The following is a 14,424-nucleotide window of genomic DNA, read 5'->3' on the forward strand; positions in this document are numbered from 1 at the left end:
TTTAAGACCTCCTTAAATTTGCTACTATTTTTTTAAAATGATCTCCTCTTTCTTCAAAGTTCCTATACATATCCCAACTGGCGCAGGCAGGAGAAAGCAAGATAGTATCTTCTTCTTTTGCTATAGCATATGCATCGCTTGCAGCTTCTTCCAAATCTTTTACGATGGTTACATGATGAAAAGCTAATTTTTCTGCTGTAGCATAAATTTTTTCTGCAGTTTCTCCGTAGGCAAATACATGCTTTACCTTCTGATTAAATGCCTGAATGAAATCTTCAAACTCACTGGCCTTATCTAAGCCTCCTGCTAACAAAATAATAGGAGGGTTTACAGCTTCAATTGCCTTAATAGCTGCATCTGTATTGGTAGCCTTTGAATCATTAATAAAGTGAACACCCTTGATGGTATCTACATATTCAATGCGGTGAACTACACCTTTAAAATGCATTAACGCAGTCCGAATTACTTCAATTTCTACCCCCATTAAAAAGGCCATTGCTGTAGCTGCTAATGCATTTTCTAGATTATGTAGACCTGGGATTTTTATATCTTCTATGTTGATAACAACTTCTTTTCTATCATCATATGAAATCACAATGTGGTTGTTTTCTACAAATACCCCCTCTGACAACTGTACCTTTCTACTAAAGTACAGCTTTTTACTTGAAAGGCCTTCACTGGCCTTTCTGCAAATGCTGTCATCATAATTAATAACAGCATAATCATTTGGCCCCTGATTTTTGAATAGATTAAATTTAGCACTTTGATAATTTTCCATAGTTTTATGACGATTTAAATGATCTGGCGTTAAGTTTAATATCGCCGCTACCTTCGGACGAAATTCTTTGACACTTTCTAGTTGAAAACTGCTAACCTCCATCACCATAACATCTTTTTCAGTTGTCTCCAGCGCCTTAGATATAGCAGCTACACCAATATTGCCTACAACAAAGGTGTTTTTTTTCGCCCTTCTAAATATTTCTCCTGTTAAAGCTGTGGTTGTGGTTTTTCCATTGGTTCCAGTAATGGCAACAATGGGCGCTTTATTTAGTCGATAAGCTAGCTCTATCTCCCCAATGATTTCAATATCTGTTTCCTTTAGCTTCTTGATAAATGGTATATCTAAAGGCACACCAGGGGAAACCACCGCTAAATCCAAGTTGCCCAGCTCTTCTATACTTTCAGGATGCTTTCCTAAAATAGCCTGAAACTTTAGCCCCTCCAACTCCTTTAAACTCTCTGCTAGCGTTTCTTCTGGCTTAAGATCATTCACAATTACTGTGGCCCCTAAGCTTAATAATGTCTTTACTAATGGTACGCCTGTTATAGCTAATCCTATGACTAAAACCTTTTTATTTTTTAAATTCATACTGCACCTTCTTTCTTAGTGTAAAGCTAAAATACCTATTAAACATAAAATAACTGTCACAATCCAAAAGACCGTAACAACTTTTGTTTCTGCCCAACCGCTAAGCTCAAAGTGGTGGTGCAAGGGACTCATTTTAAAAATCCGCTTTCCAGTAGTTTTAAAAGAAATCACCTGTAAAATAACAGATACGGACTCTGCAAAATAAATACCTCCTACAATCGGTATGATTAAAGGAACATTCATCAGTATGGCCATTGTAGCCACTGCCCCCCCTAAGGCCAAAGAGCCAGTATCCCCCATAAACACTTGAGCAGGGTGGGTATTGTATCTTAAAAAACCTAAACAAGCTCCTGTTACAGCACTTGCAAAAATCGCCAAACTAGTATAACCCCAACTCATGGCTAATAGACTGAAGAAACCAGTAATGATTAAGGTCACTCCTGCTGCTAAGCCGTCTAAACCATCTGTTAGATTTGCACTATTTACTGTTGCTACTACGACAAATACAATAAAAGGAATATACAAAATACCTAAATCTAAATATTGAGGTATAACAATATTACCTATCTGCACACTTCCCTCAATAAAAGGAATAATAATTTTTGTCTGTACAATCGATGTATTGGATTGATAAACCGCTAATAGTACCGCCACAATGATCTGTAGCAAAAGTTTTTGATATGCCCTCAATCCAAGATTTCGTTTTAAAACCACCTTAATAAAATCATCAATAAATCCTATAAATCCAAAGGCCACGGTGGCTCCTAATGCCACCAATAAATCTGTATTCATCATTCCCGAAGTAAGGGATGTCATTAAAACAGATGCGATAATAATAACACCACCAATCGTCGGTGTCCCGCTTTTGGACATATGGCTTTGGGGTCCCTCTTCTCTAATGGTTTGACCTACCTTTAGCCTTTTTAAAAAGGGAATAATTAATGGTCCTAGTATTAGTGTAATGAAAAAACCGATAATTATTGTATAAATAAGCTGGTTTTGCTGTAACATCTAATTAACTCCTCTCTTGTAAACGATCAACAATTTCCTCCATTGCCATTCCTCTTGATCCCTTCACCAAAATAACATCATTGTTTTTTATTATATTATTTAATATTTCTATTGCTTCTTGATTTGTAGTAGTAATATACACTTGCTTTTTAAATCCCTGGCTTACTGCTTCCTCGGCAATCCACTTAGCATGCTTTCCAACAGTAATAAGGATATCCGTTTTATCAACCGCACAAGCGCCAACAATCCTATGGCCTTTTTCCGAAAACTCTCCCATTTCAAACATATCTCCTAAAACAGCTATTTTTCGATCCCCTTTCATATTGACCAGCACAGATAAGGCAGCCTCCATAGAGTCTGGACTAGCATTATAAGCGTCATTAATAATTTTTATATGCTGATGCTCTATTACTTCCATTCTCATCTTAGAAGGCGTATAGTTTAATAAACTTTTAGCAATAGCTTCTACTTCAATTTTATTTTGGCGTCCTATCCCTATAGCTACTAATGCATTGTAAACATTATGTATTCCAGGCTGTTTTATCCTAAAGCTACAGTCCTTTCCATCGATGTTGATATCAAAGGTAAAACCTTCTTCCCTTAAATTTATCAAATTCTTAGGGTAAATATCGTTGGTGGGTTCTAAACCAAAAAAGATCTTTTTGTAGTTACTCTTTTGAAATTTTAATGTCTTTAAAAGATCATTATCTCCATTTAAAATCAAGTAATCGTCACTATCTAAATCGTTGGCTATCTCCATTTTTGCCTTCATAATATTTTCTCTACTACCCAGATGTTCAATATGAGCTAAGCCTATATTGGTAATAACAGCAAGGGTAGGTCTAGCGATTTCTGTCAACTTCAGTATTTCTCCAAATCCAGACATCCCCATCTCTAAAACAGCCATTTCATGGTGGGTGTCTAAATTAAATAAAGTTAAAGGCAGCCCAATATGGTTATTTAAATTACCAATATTTTTTAATACATTGTATTTACTAGACAATACACTGCTGACCATATCTTTTGTTGAGGTTTTACCTGTACTTCCTGTAATAGCAACAATAGGAATATCAAATAGATTTCTATAATACTTGCTAATATCCTGTAAAGCCGCTAAAGTATTTTCCACTTCTATTATATAAATATCCTTGAAAGTTTCCCTAACTATATTTTTTCCTTTTTCATAAAGAATAGCAGATACTCCATTCTTTACAGCGGTCTCAAGAAAATCATGTCCATCAAATCGCTCACCTATCAAGGGTATAAAAAGACTATTTTTTTCAATGCTTCGAGAGTCTGTAGATATTCCCTTGACCCACTCTTCTAAACCCCTTTGTATCATTTTCCCACCGCACGCCTTTGTAATATCTTCAATAGACTGCCTGATCATATTATCCCATCCTCCTTAGCTATTTCCAAAGCCACTTTTCTATCATCAAATTCAAACACACTATCACCAATAATTTGATAGGTTTCATGACCTTTGCCGGCAATCAGAATAATATCGCCTTTTGTTGCACTTTTTAATGCAAAAACGATGGCTTCTCTACGGTCTTCTATCACATGATATTTTCCCTTGGTCTTATTCATTCCCTCTTCGATCATTTTTAAAATTTTCATTGAATCTTCTGTTCTTGGGTTGTCGGAGGTAATGATTGTTAAATCACTGTATATACCAGCAATTTCTCCCATCACTGGTCTTTTTGTCTGATCTCTATCACCACCACAGCCAAAAACAGTGATGAGTTTATTATTTGTGAAATCTTTTACTGACTTCAGCACATTCTCTAAAGCATCTGGAGTATGGGCATAATCAACAATTACAGCAAAATCTTTAAATTCTTCTACAGCTTCTAACCTTCCTGCCACCCCTCTGAGATTTTTTAATCCTTTTTTTATATTCTTTATATCTATATTCATGCTATAGCAGGCAGCAATAGCCGCAAGTCCATTATATACAGTAAACATGCCTGGAATGTTTAGTTCTATCTTTTCTGTATACTTTGGTGTAATTAAATCAAAAGAAACAGATGTCATAGTCATTACAATATTTCGTGCTGTAATCTCCGCCTGTTCCCTAATCCCATAAGTTAACAATGGCGTTGATAAATCTTTCATTTCCTCGGCAATTTTTCTACCATCCAGATCGTCTATATTGATGACATTGCATAGAGAAGTTTTATAAAATAGCTTTTTCTTAGCATTTCTATAGTCCTCTAACGTTTTGTGAAAATCTAAATGTTCAGGCGTCAAATTAGTAAAAACCCCTACCTTGAATTCGCATTCCTCTACTCTCTGCAGTTCTAATGAATGAGAGGAAACCTCCATAACACAACTATCTGCTTCAACTTCTAACATATTTTTAAATAATCTCTGCAAATCTAAAGCCTCTGGGGTGGTCCTACTGGCATCCATTTTTTCCTCACCAATCCAGTTAGAAATGGTACCAATCAAGCCAGTCTTTTTTCCACAGGTTTCCAATATTTTTTTGATCATATAGGTTGTAGAGGTTTTTCCATTGGTACCAGTTACCCCTATTAGATTAAGGGATCTGCTGGGATGGCCATAAAATCGACTTGCTATGGCTGCCATTGCTTTTCTTGTATCCTTTACCCTTATCACTGTTACACCTTCAACCTCCACAGTTCTTTCCACCATAACAGCAGTAGCTCCCCTTCGTATAGCATCCTTTATGTATAAATGTCCATCTGTCTTGAATCCTTTGATACACAGAAATAGACTGTTTTTCTTTAGATTCCTTGAATCATACCCTATATCATCAATATTTATTTTATCATTTCCTACAATTTCTTCAATCACCATTCCCTTTAATAATTCTGTTAGTAGCATGGATATCCTCCTGTCCCATCATATTCTTTTCCATAAAAATTTACCTTCTATTTATGTTGTATTTCCATTTACGAGACTTTTTAAAAGGCAACTTGAAATTAAAGTTTAAAATCTTTAACTTCAGTTGCCCTTTTCATTATTGAAGAAGTATGAAAAAGTATCTAGCGTACTAGGACACTATTTTTAATCGGGCCTAAACTCTACACTTACTATTGTTCCAAGCTCTACTTCGGTTCCAACTTCTGGCATTTGACTATAGGCTAAACCACTTCCTGCAATTTTAAGCTTCAAGCCTATTGCATTTAAGATGGTGTTAACTTCTCTTATGGTTTTTCCCTTTAAGTCTGGAACAATCACAGCAGAAGGAAGATGCTCGTTCACCTTTGTATACAACATAATCACTGATTTTTCTGGTACCTTTGCACTTGGTTTTGGAAACATATCTACAACAACACTGCTTGGATCGACAATGAATTCCGGTCCAGTAGCATATTCTAGTTTGTTTTCCAAAAGAATTTTTGATGCCTCGCTTATGCTTAAACCTCTTACTTCTGGTACGATTACCTCTTCCTGAATCAATGTTTTTGCTTCTTCTTCTGTATATTTAGGTTTAACATCTAAATATCTTAAGCTCTCTTCTAATATCTCCTTTGCAATAGGGGTACCTACTACACTACCAAAATGACTATATCCTCCAGGTTCATCTACAATAGCTAGCACTGCCAGTCTAGGATCATCACTGGGGGCAATCGCTACAAAAGAAGATACATATACTCCTTGAGCATATTTTCCGTCTACAACTTTTTGCGCTGTCCCTGTTTTTCCTCCTACTCTGTAGCCTGGTATATAAGCACTTTTTCCTGACCCCTCCGACACAACAGATTCCATAATTTCCCTCATGTCCTCTGAAGTTTTTTGAGAAACTACCTGCCTCACCATAGTTTCCTCAAAACGGTGAACAATTTTACCATCAGCGTCGATAAGTTCTTTTACAATTCGAGGCTTCATTAGCTTACCATCATTAGCAATGGCGGATACAGCAGTAATCAACTGAATAGGTGTAACGGAAATACTCTGCCCAAAGGAAATCGTAGCCAATTCTACAGGACCTACGTTATTTAAGCTATACATAATAGATCTTCTTTCCCCTGGCAAGTCTATCCCTGTAACATCTGAAAATCCAAAACCATCTATGTAATGATAAAAGGTTTCTGCCCCCATTTTTTGTCCTAATTCCACAAAAACAGGGTTACAGGAATTTTGTACAGCCTCCGTTAAAGTTTGCTGTCCATGGGGATTATACCATCTCCAGCATCTTATCGTTTGTCCTGCAACTTTAATTGTTCCACTAGAATAAAATTGACTAGTAGGCGTAGCAACAGCCTCTTCAATAGCGGCAGCCGTAGTAATTAGTTTAAAGGTAGAACCTGGTTCATAGGTATCATTAATCACTGGATTTCTCCACATACTAAACCAAGCTTCTAATTTCTCCTCATTATCCATTGCTTCTATCTGCTGTCTTAAAGTTTCATCTAAAGGAATTCTAGGTTCATTTGGATCATAATCTGGCTTAGCAGCCATGGCTAAAATATCCCCTGTTTTTATATCCATCACAATCGCCATGACTCTCTTTGCCTGATTCACCTTTAAAGCATTTTCAACAGCCTTTTCTGCAAAGTGCTGTATCACTTCATCAATGGTTAACACAATACTTAGTCCATCTTCTGGAGGATAATATCTTTCTACACTAAAGGCCAACTGTCTTCCTGCACCATCAGTATTCTTAATCCATCTTCCTGGCAACCCGCTTAAATACTTTTCGTATTCTAACTCAATTCCTGCCATCCCTGCATTATCATCAGTAGTATGTCCTAGAATATAAGCCGCAAAGTTTCCATAGGGGTAATATCGTTTATTGTCCTCTGCAATCCAAACCCCCTTTAATTTCTTCGAACGAATTTCATCTGCTAAATCATCCTGAATCCATCGGGCGATTCTTACTAATCCTTGGGTAGTGTTACTCAATTTTTTCACCGTATCTTCTACCTCTAAGGCTAAAACTTCCGCTAAAACCCCTCCTACTGCTTCAGGATTTTCAATTTCTCTAGGTCTTGCCCAAACAGTATTCGTGCTGGCACTGATAGCTAACTCTTTGCCATTGCGATCATAAATGGTTCCTCGTTTTGCCGGAATCGGAATATCTCTTGTCTGTTGTGCGTTTGCTAATTCTTTATACCTTTCTCCCTGTACAATTTGTATCCATCCTAGCCTGATAATTAGACCAAACATAGACAAACATACAATCGTAAAAATAAATATAAGTCGTTTCTTGCTAGAAATACTAGGTTGTGACACTAGATTTTTCCCCCTTTAAATTCTAAACAAACCAAGGAATCGGTTCAATGTTTCACCGAAGATATTACCAGAACCGTTTTGAGCATCAAGCTGTTCTTCACCATATTGAAGTTGATGGGAAAGTTTGGCAATTTCAGTAGGATCCACATGAATATATACAACCTGCTCTGGCAAAGGATACTGCATGCTCAGTCTTTCCATTGCTTCCCTTTCAATCCATCGGGACTTGGATACCTTCTCTACTTCAATTCTTAAATGTTCCTTCTGCGTCTCTAATTGCTCTAGCTGTTTATTGAGATGATTCACTCTATGTCGTACCTCCGTAACGGTGGCAAACCTTGTTAGCAACATTAAACTTAAAGATAACACCGTAATAATTCCCATGCTTAATACAATTTTTTCAAACCTATAACTTCTTTTTAATTTTTTCTTTTTTATCGTTTTTTCCTGCTGCTGTCCATGGTTTTCAATAGGGTTATACTTTTTTCTTGCTACTACCAAATTTATTCATCCCCCCTTCCCTTTAGAACAAATGGATTCTTAGACTTTTTCGGCTACTCTTAACTTAGCGCTTCTTGATCTAGGATTTATTTTTAATTCTTCATTGCTTGGCACAATGGGCTTTCGTGTAACAATATGTACTTCTTTCTTTCCCCCACACTGACATACTGGAAATTGTGGCGGGCACACACAAGGATCATTTAATGCTTTAAAAACGTTTTTTACAATTCTATCTTCTAAAGAGTGGAAAGTAATCACACATATTCGTCCTCCTACGTTTAGATAATGATTCGCTGTTTTGATTGTGTCTTCGATGATATCCAACTCTTCGTTCACTTCAATTCTAATAGCTTGGAAAGTTCTTTTGGCGGGATGAGAACCTTCCCTTCTTGCTGCCATAGGTATGGCTTTTTTTATAATATCTACCAATTCATAGGTAGTATGAATTTCTTTTGTTTTTCTATGTTCCACAATAAAAGCAGCAATTCTTTTCGCCCATTTTTCTTCTCCATATTGCCAGATAATTTTTGTTAACGCTTCTTGACTATATTTATTTATAACTTCTTTGGCAGTTAAAGGATTTCTAATATCCATTCTCATATCTAACTCGGCATTATGCATATAAGAAAATCCTCTTTCAGCCTCATCTAACTGATGAGAAGATACCCCCAAGTCCAGCAAAATCCCATCAATTTTATTAATGTTCAGTTCTTTTAAAACGCCTTCTAAATTTCTAAAGTTATTGTGTACAAGTTTCACTTGACAAGTACTGTCCTTTAATCTTTCACCAGCAGCCTTAAGAGCATTGGTATCTTGGTCAATCCCTATTAATAGGCCTTCTTTACTTAATCGTTTTGTTATTTCCTTTGAATGTCCAGCCCCACCTAGTGTGCCATCTACATAAATGCCATGACTTTTTATATTTAGGTTATCTATACATTCCTGCAATAATACTGATACATGTTGGAAGTCCATTTCATCACCTTCCTATTTAGATTCCTAGTTCTTCCATTTTTACGGCGATTTCATCATAACTCAAATTGGCATCATCGTTATATTGCTGCCATTGTCCGGTACTCCAAATCTCTATACGGGTGGCAACACCAATAATAACAGCTTCTTTATCTAAAAGCGCATGTTCTCTTAAATTGTTGGGTATTCTTATTCTTCCCTGATTATCCAGTTCGCATTCTGTTGCTCCAGCAAAGAAAAATCTCACAAAGGCTCTAGCATCTTTATTGGTTATAGGAAGCTTTTTTAACTTATCCTCCATAACCTTCCATTCTTCAAGAGGATAAAGAAATAAACAGTTATCTAAGCCCTTTGTAACAATAAAGTGCTCTCCCAATTCCTCTCTGAATTTTGACGGAATACTCAGTCTGCCCTTTGAATCTATAGAATGATTATACTCACCAATAAACATTTTCTCTTCCCACCTTAGGGATTGCTTCCCACTTTGTGCCACTTTGTGCCACTTTAATATTATTTCTATAGGATTTTATAAAATCCTTCTAAATCTACTAAAATTATTTTTTATAGGGCTAAAGTTTTATAGTGTTTTTTTGACACACATAAAAACTGTCGTCATTAGACGACAGTTTTTGATTTCTATTATTTCATCATCACATATTTTTTGCTTCTTGATACAAAAAGATAAGCTCATCAAGCTCCCTACTCAATTTCAAGATACTCTTTATATCCTCTGGCTCCTCAATCATCCTAAAATCCCGTAATATTTGCTGTAAATCTTTCATTTCTTCTCTTGTCATTTCCTTCACCCCAAATAATCCTTAGTAGTTTTCTTGTCTCTTTTTTTATTCCTGTATACTAATTTAAATGAAAATAGGTTAATTTGTCAAAGTATACTTATAGTAGTTTTTTACATCTTAGTAGAATTTTTCTAATTTTTTCTCTACTATCCTTCATATTCTATCAATATTTTCTGTTTCATGTCAATATCTTGTTATTTTGTCTAAAGTGTTACGTTATTCACTACAATATATTGTAGTATTCCATAACCTTTTAGCCTATTACCTTATGACTTCTAGCCTTTAATACCTGCATAACAGCCAAAGCTCCTATAACCGTAACAACACTAATCACCTGTGCTGTTCTTAAAGGACCTATCATTAAACTATCAATGCGAAGCCCCTCTACGAAAAATCTTCCAACAGAATATAGAATCAGATAGAGTAAGAAAATTTGTCCATCCATTTTTTTTCTCTTGGTATAGTAAAGTAAAAAGATAAATACACCAAAGTTCCATAGGGACTCATATAAAAATGTAGGATGTACCATAACACCATCTACTTCAATAGCCCATGGCAAATCTGTGGGTGTACCATAAGCCTCTTGATTAAAATAGTTACCCCATCTACCGATAGCTTGACCTAGAATGATACTAGGAGCACAGATATCTGCCATTTGCCAAAAACCAATTCCTTTATATCTGCAAAATAAATATCCCGCTAATACACCGAAAATAATAGCGCCATGAATAGCCAGCCCTCCTTGACGTATTCGAAGAATGCTTATAGGGTTTTGTCCATAATAATCCCACTTAAAAACGACATAGTACAGTCTAGCCCCTATCACTGCAGCAGGCACTGCAATAAGGGATAAATCCAAAACAGCATCTTCGTATAAACCTTCTTTTTTTGCTCTAATCATAGCAACAAAAATACCTAAAAAAATTCCAATCGAGATAACAATACCATACCAAGCTACCTCCACACCAAATATCCTAAAGGCTATTGGGTTCATTTGTAATCATCCTTTACTTTTAAATTTTACGCTAATAATCTGCAATAAATTATAGTGAATTTTTGCATAAATGTCAAATTTATAGGTTTCTTAGCAAAATTCTACGGCATAATTCCTTTGCAATAGCATCATTAAATCTCCAAGGATCTACCTTATGAATGTTTACACTATAAGGTACCTCTAGTCCTTCAATGATTTTTTCTACTGTTAAATAATGCCTCATTTGCTGTAAATCCGTCGTGGCTAGAAACAAGATAATCTCTCCAACGCCATATTCCATTAGACCTTCTATGGCAGCATGAATATCCCTTTTTTGTAAGAAAGTCAACTTAATTTTATTGTTATTATATCCTTCCTTAATCAAATAATCCTTTATTTTTTCTCGAAAAAGTATATCTTGCTTTATATGAGGGAAACTTACTTCCCTCTTTTCCACGCTGGGACCAATTAGAAGGATACCTACATTTTGTTTATGTGGACTAACAGTAGATTGAATCGTTTGATTTACAAAGGACTTGGCAATAAATTCACTGTTCCATAAAGCTTCTACCATCCGAGGTTCCACGTTATACTGTTGAAGATTTAGTCTCTTTACTTGGTTTACTATCCCTATAAAATCCCTACACTCTGTCAACAAAAAGGGACTTACAATAATTCTTTGGTTTCCCTCCTGCACTGCCCTGTCTATGGTTTCAATAAGATAAGGGGTATTGGCTAAATATGCAGGATATATATTGTAGTCTTCCCCCAGTTCTTCTCTAAGTTGATTGACGAATCTCCTACTACTATCATGCACACTAGCAGCTACTTCTATCTTCTCATAGGTCAACTTTTCCTTAAATAATATAAAGGGTAAAATAGATACCTTCCAGAAGCTATTGTTCTCGATAAAATTTTTTGTTGCCAGCGATGTATTATAAGTAGTTGGCTCCCCTTGAAATACTAAAATAATAGCAGTTTTTTGATTAGAAACATAATTTGTTGCTATATAGTTTGCTTTAGGAATGTATCGAAAATATATCAATGAGACGATAATAATAAGATAGCCACAAGCAGCTCCCATGAAGATATTTTTATAATTTATTTTGCTCTGATGTACATTTTTTTTGTTTTTTATATATTGAATTCCTATTAGAAGAAAAAAAAAGCCCAGCAATCCTCTTTCTACCATACCCTTTGTAATTAACGCAAAGCCAAGTATAAGTGTTAATAGCAATGATTTTACGAAAATATTCATGGTATTTTCTCCTTTAGATAAGTATAAAACATGAGATTTAACATACTGGGAACTATATTTTCCATCCTTAGCTAGGTCTTTTAATAAAATAGGTTATCTATATAAAACCTTTCTTATAAATACTATGATGTTTTTCTTAATAAAATGAATAAAGATGGAGTCAACCTCCATCTTTATTCATTTTATGCTCCAGGCACAATTCTTCTGAAGATTTCTTCTATTTCTCTACCAAAACCACTTAATGGTCTGCCTTCTCCAGCTTCTCTTGAAATATCTCTAATTCTTTGAAACAAATCAGGATCTGCTGTTACTGCTACTCTCTCAATGCTTCGGTCTGCTTGTCTAGCCGTATCTTCAATCTTTTTTTCAATGTCTCTGTTTATTTCTCCATCTGTATCATCTGTTAATGTAACTCCTACTAAAGCTGTATTTTCAAAAATCACCACTGAAGCACTGCGTACTTCTTCCATTCTAACAACTTCATTTACAATTCTGTCAGCCCTCACCATCAAGTCCTGTTCCATTTCTGCTGGCTGCATGTTTCTAGGTGCAGTTCTGGCATCTTCAGGTGTTCTGGCGTCTCTAATTATACCATCATCAGCTTGCTCTCCTGGTACCCTTTGTCCTGGGCCTGGCACACCTGCGCCTGGAGTTGGTGCTACACCTTCTTCACCTGGCACTACTGGTGCTCCTGGCGCCGCTGTTCCTGGACCTGGTACAGTTTGTTCTGGTGCTGTTTGTTCTTCTGGTAAAGGCCTTCTAGCAGGTCTACAACCAGTTATAGCCATTGCTACAATAACAAAAATACAAATCGTTAATAGTAATTTTTTATTTTTCAAATTATCACCTCCTATCATATATTTTCTCACCAGTTAAGCTTTTTATTTAACTACTTTTTTCATTTATTCACATACTTTGACAATCGTTTGTTAAAAAGAAAGTCCTATATTCTAAATTTTAGAATATAGGACTTTCTTTTTAATATCTATCCTTTGGAGACGCAATACCTCTAACAATATTTACAGAAGCACTGGCACCAATCCTAGTAGCTCCTGCTTCAAGCATTTTTTTAGCTTTTTCAACATCTCTTATGCCTCCAGATGCCTTAACCCCCATGCTGATACCAACAGTTTGTCTCATTAATTGAATATCTTCCACTGTTGCTCCAGCTGTACTAAAACCTGTAGAGGTTTTTACAAAGTGAGCTCCCGCAGCTTTAGCAATTTTACAGGCCAGTATCTTCTCATCATCCTGTAATAAAGATGTTTCAATAATTACTTTAACAATAGCATCCTCACCAACTGCCTTTACAACCGCCTCTATATCTCTAAATACATAGTCTTGGGCTTTGCTTTTCAAAGCACCTATATTCATCACCATATCAATCTCATGAGCACCCTGAACAACAGCATTTTGAGCCTCAAAAGCTTTCGCTTCTATAGAAGAAGCTCCCAAAGGAAAACCTATCACAGAGGTGACTTTTACATGACTATGCTTTAGCTCAGTGGCTACAAAAGCTACATGACAGCTATTAACACAGACAGAATAAAAGTGATATTGTTTTGCTTCATCACATACCTTTTTTATATCTTCTTGTGTAGCATCCGCATTTAAAATTGTGTGATCTATATATTGTGCTATGTTCATTTATAGTATTCACCTATCTTACATTGTTTTACTGAATCCAGATCCTTACCTTCAGCTTTCATTAGGCTAGTCGCATTTTTATTCAACAATTAGCTCAACCATTTCTCCATTTTTAACACCAGCAGCATTTCCTTCATCAACATCCACATGCATTTCTAGAGCAAAAGTTTGATGCGCCCTTACTAGTACATTTTCAAAAACTACTGCCCTTTCTCCACTTGTCTTTACCTTTACCCTTTGCTTGTCCACCACACCAAATTTAGCTGCATCATCCGTATGCATATGTATATGTCTAGCAGCAGCAATGACACCCTCTTTTAGTTCTACTTCTCCTTGTGGACCTACAATCTTAACACCAGGACTTCCTGCAACATCTCCAGAATCTCTTACAGGTGGTGTTACACCTAAAGCAAATCCATCTGCTAAAGATACTTCGATTTGTGTACTAGGTCTAGCTGGTCCTAAAACACGTACACCTTTTATGGTGCCTTTAGGGCCTACTAAATCAACTTTTTCAACAGCAGCATATTGTCCAGGTTGAGATAAATCCTTAAATTTATTTAACTCATATCCCTTACCAAATAATGTTTCAATATCTTCTTGACTTAAATGAAGATGACGATTAGATAACGCAATTGGTAACATTTTTTCACTCATTATAACTCCTCCTTACAAAATATTGTTAATTTTT

General features: G+C 35.8%; 14 protein-coding genes. All 14 read right to left on the minus strand.

Annotation, left to right across the window (positions count from 1 at the left end):
• Position 1: 1 nt before the first annotated feature.
• The 14 genes from murD to pduL all read right to left on the minus strand — a co-directional run bounded on the left by murD (position 2) and on the right by pduL (position 14,390).
• Positions 2 to 1,369 (minus strand): UDP-N-acetylmuramoyl-L-alanine--D-glutamate ligase, encoded by a 1,368-nt coding sequence (gene murD, locus BJL90_RS17175; protein ID WP_070970893.1) that lies wholly within the window; start codon positions 1,367 to 1,369, stop codon positions 2 to 4.
• Between the two features lie 15 nt (positions 1,370 to 1,384).
• Positions 1,385 to 2,380 (minus strand): phospho-N-acetylmuramoyl-pentapeptide-transferase, encoded by a 996-nt coding sequence (gene mraY, locus BJL90_RS17180; protein WP_070970896.1) that lies wholly within the window; start codon positions 2,378 to 2,380, stop codon positions 1,385 to 1,387.
• A 4-nt stretch (positions 2,381 to 2,384) separates the two neighbouring features.
• Complete coding sequence (locus BJL90_RS17185) at positions 2,385 to 3,770, minus strand: UDP-N-acetylmuramoyl-tripeptide--D-alanyl-D-alanine ligase (RefSeq protein WP_070970898.1); 1,386 nt, start codon at positions 3,768 to 3,770, stop codon at positions 2,385 to 2,387.
• The gene (locus BJL90_RS17190) at positions 3,767 to 5,230 is read right to left on the minus strand and encodes a UDP-N-acetylmuramoyl-L-alanyl-D-glutamate--2,6-diaminopimelate ligase (protein WP_070970901.1); all 1,464 of its coding nucleotides are present in this window, start codon (positions 5,228 to 5,230) and stop codon (positions 3,767 to 3,769) included. Before BJL90_RS17190 ends, BJL90_RS17185 begins: the two co-directional genes overlap by 4 nt.
• Positions 5,231 to 5,413: 183 nt before the next feature.
• Positions 5,414 to 7,585 (minus strand): stage V sporulation protein D, encoded by a 2,172-nt coding sequence (locus BJL90_RS17195; protein ID WP_070970904.1) that lies wholly within the window; start codon positions 7,583 to 7,585, stop codon positions 5,414 to 5,416.
• A 15-nt stretch (positions 7,586 to 7,600) separates the two neighbouring features.
• Positions 7,601 to 8,086 carry a cell division protein FtsL gene (locus BJL90_RS17200; RefSeq protein WP_070970907.1) on the minus strand — a complete coding sequence of 162 codons (486 nt, stop codon included), beginning with the start codon at positions 8,084 to 8,086 and terminating at the stop codon, positions 7,601 to 7,603.
• 39 nt (positions 8,087 to 8,125) lie between these two features.
• Positions 8,126 to 9,061 (minus strand): 16S rRNA (cytosine(1402)-N(4))-methyltransferase RsmH, encoded by a 936-nt coding sequence (rsmH, locus tag BJL90_RS17205; protein WP_070970910.1) that lies wholly within the window; start codon positions 9,059 to 9,061, stop codon positions 8,126 to 8,128.
• A gap of 16 nt (positions 9,062 to 9,077) precedes the next feature.
• On the minus strand, positions 9,078 to 9,509 hold the full coding sequence (gene mraZ, locus BJL90_RS17210; RefSeq protein ID WP_070970913.1) for a division/cell wall cluster transcriptional repressor MraZ: 432 nt from the start codon (positions 9,507 to 9,509) through the stop codon (positions 9,078 to 9,080).
• A gap of 199 nt (positions 9,510 to 9,708) precedes the next feature.
• Positions 9,709 to 9,855, minus strand: a complete 147-nt coding sequence (locus BJL90_RS22145) for a hypothetical protein (protein ID WP_156778838.1) — start codon at positions 9,853 to 9,855, stop codon at positions 9,709 to 9,711.
• Positions 9,856 to 10,108: 253 nt separating this feature from the next.
• Positions 10,109 to 10,849, minus strand: coding sequence for a prolipoprotein diacylglyceryl transferase (gene lgt, locus BJL90_RS17215; protein WP_070970916.1), 741 nt, complete (start codon positions 10,847 to 10,849; stop codon positions 10,109 to 10,111).
• A gap of 79 nt (positions 10,850 to 10,928) precedes the next feature.
• Positions 10,929 to 12,086 (minus strand): hypothetical protein, encoded by a 1,158-nt coding sequence (locus BJL90_RS17220; RefSeq protein WP_070970918.1) that lies wholly within the window; start codon positions 12,084 to 12,086, stop codon positions 10,929 to 10,931.
• Between the two features lie 182 nt (positions 12,087 to 12,268).
• Positions 12,269 to 12,925 (minus strand): YhcN/YlaJ family sporulation lipoprotein, encoded by a 657-nt coding sequence (locus BJL90_RS17225; protein WP_070970921.1) that lies wholly within the window; start codon positions 12,923 to 12,925, stop codon positions 12,269 to 12,271.
• A 139-nt stretch (positions 12,926 to 13,064) separates the two neighbouring features.
• Positions 13,065 to 13,733 carry a deoxyribose-phosphate aldolase gene (deoC, locus tag BJL90_RS17230; RefSeq protein WP_070970924.1) on the minus strand — a complete coding sequence of 223 codons (669 nt, stop codon included), beginning with the start codon at positions 13,731 to 13,733 and terminating at the stop codon, positions 13,065 to 13,067.
• A 78-nt stretch (positions 13,734 to 13,811) separates the two neighbouring features.
• Positions 13,812 to 14,390: a phosphate propanoyltransferase gene (gene pduL, locus BJL90_RS17235; protein WP_070970927.1), complete on the minus strand. Its 579-nt coding sequence runs from the start codon at positions 14,388 to 14,390 to the stop codon at positions 13,812 to 13,814.
• Positions 14,391 to 14,424: the final 34 nt, after the last annotated feature.

The organism is Clostridium formicaceticum (genome assembly GCF_001854185.1).
Taxonomy (GTDB): Bacteria; Bacillota; Clostridia; order Peptostreptococcales; family Natronincolaceae; genus Andreesenella; species Andreesenella formicacetica.

What these genes read in the sequence shown, in the direction of transcription:
- murD (WP_070970893.1), bottom strand. Translation starts at nt 1,369, where the DNA reads ATGAATTTAAAAAATAAAAAGGTTTTAGTCATAGGATTAGCTATAACA.
- mraY (WP_070970896.1), bottom strand. Translation starts at nt 2,380, where the DNA reads ATGTTACAGCAAAACCAGCTTATTTATACAATAATTATCGGTTTTTTC.
- BJL90_RS17185 (WP_070970898.1), bottom strand. Translation starts at nt 3,770, where the DNA reads ATGATCAGGCAGTCTATTGAAGATATTACAAAGGCGTGCGGTGGGAAA.
- BJL90_RS17190 (WP_070970901.1), bottom strand. Translation starts at nt 5,230, where the DNA reads ATGCTACTAACAGAATTATTAAAGGGAATGGTGATTGAAGAAATTGTA.
- rsmH (WP_070970910.1), bottom strand. Translation starts at nt 9,061, where the DNA reads ATGGACTTCCAACATGTATCAGTATTATTGCAGGAATGTATAGATAAC.
- mraZ (WP_070970913.1), bottom strand. Translation starts at nt 9,509, where the DNA reads ATGTTTATTGGTGAGTATAATCATTCTATAGATTCAAAGGGCAGACTG.
- BJL90_RS22145 (WP_156778838.1), bottom strand. Translation starts at nt 9,855, where the DNA reads ATGACAAGAGAAGAAATGAAAGATTTACAGCAAATATTACGGGATTTT.
- lgt (WP_070970916.1), bottom strand. Translation starts at nt 10,849, where the DNA reads ATGAACCCAATAGCCTTTAGGATATTTGGTGTGGAGGTAGCTTGGTAT.
- BJL90_RS17220 (WP_070970918.1), bottom strand. Translation starts at nt 12,086, where the DNA reads ATGAATATTTTCGTAAAATCATTGCTATTAACACTTATACTTGGCTTT.
- deoC (WP_070970924.1), bottom strand. Translation starts at nt 13,733, where the DNA reads ATGAACATAGCACAATATATAGATCACACAATTTTAAATGCGGATGCT.
- pduL (WP_070970927.1), bottom strand. Translation starts at nt 14,390, where the DNA reads ATGAGTGAAAAAATGTTACCAATTGCGTTATCTAATCGTCATCTTCAT.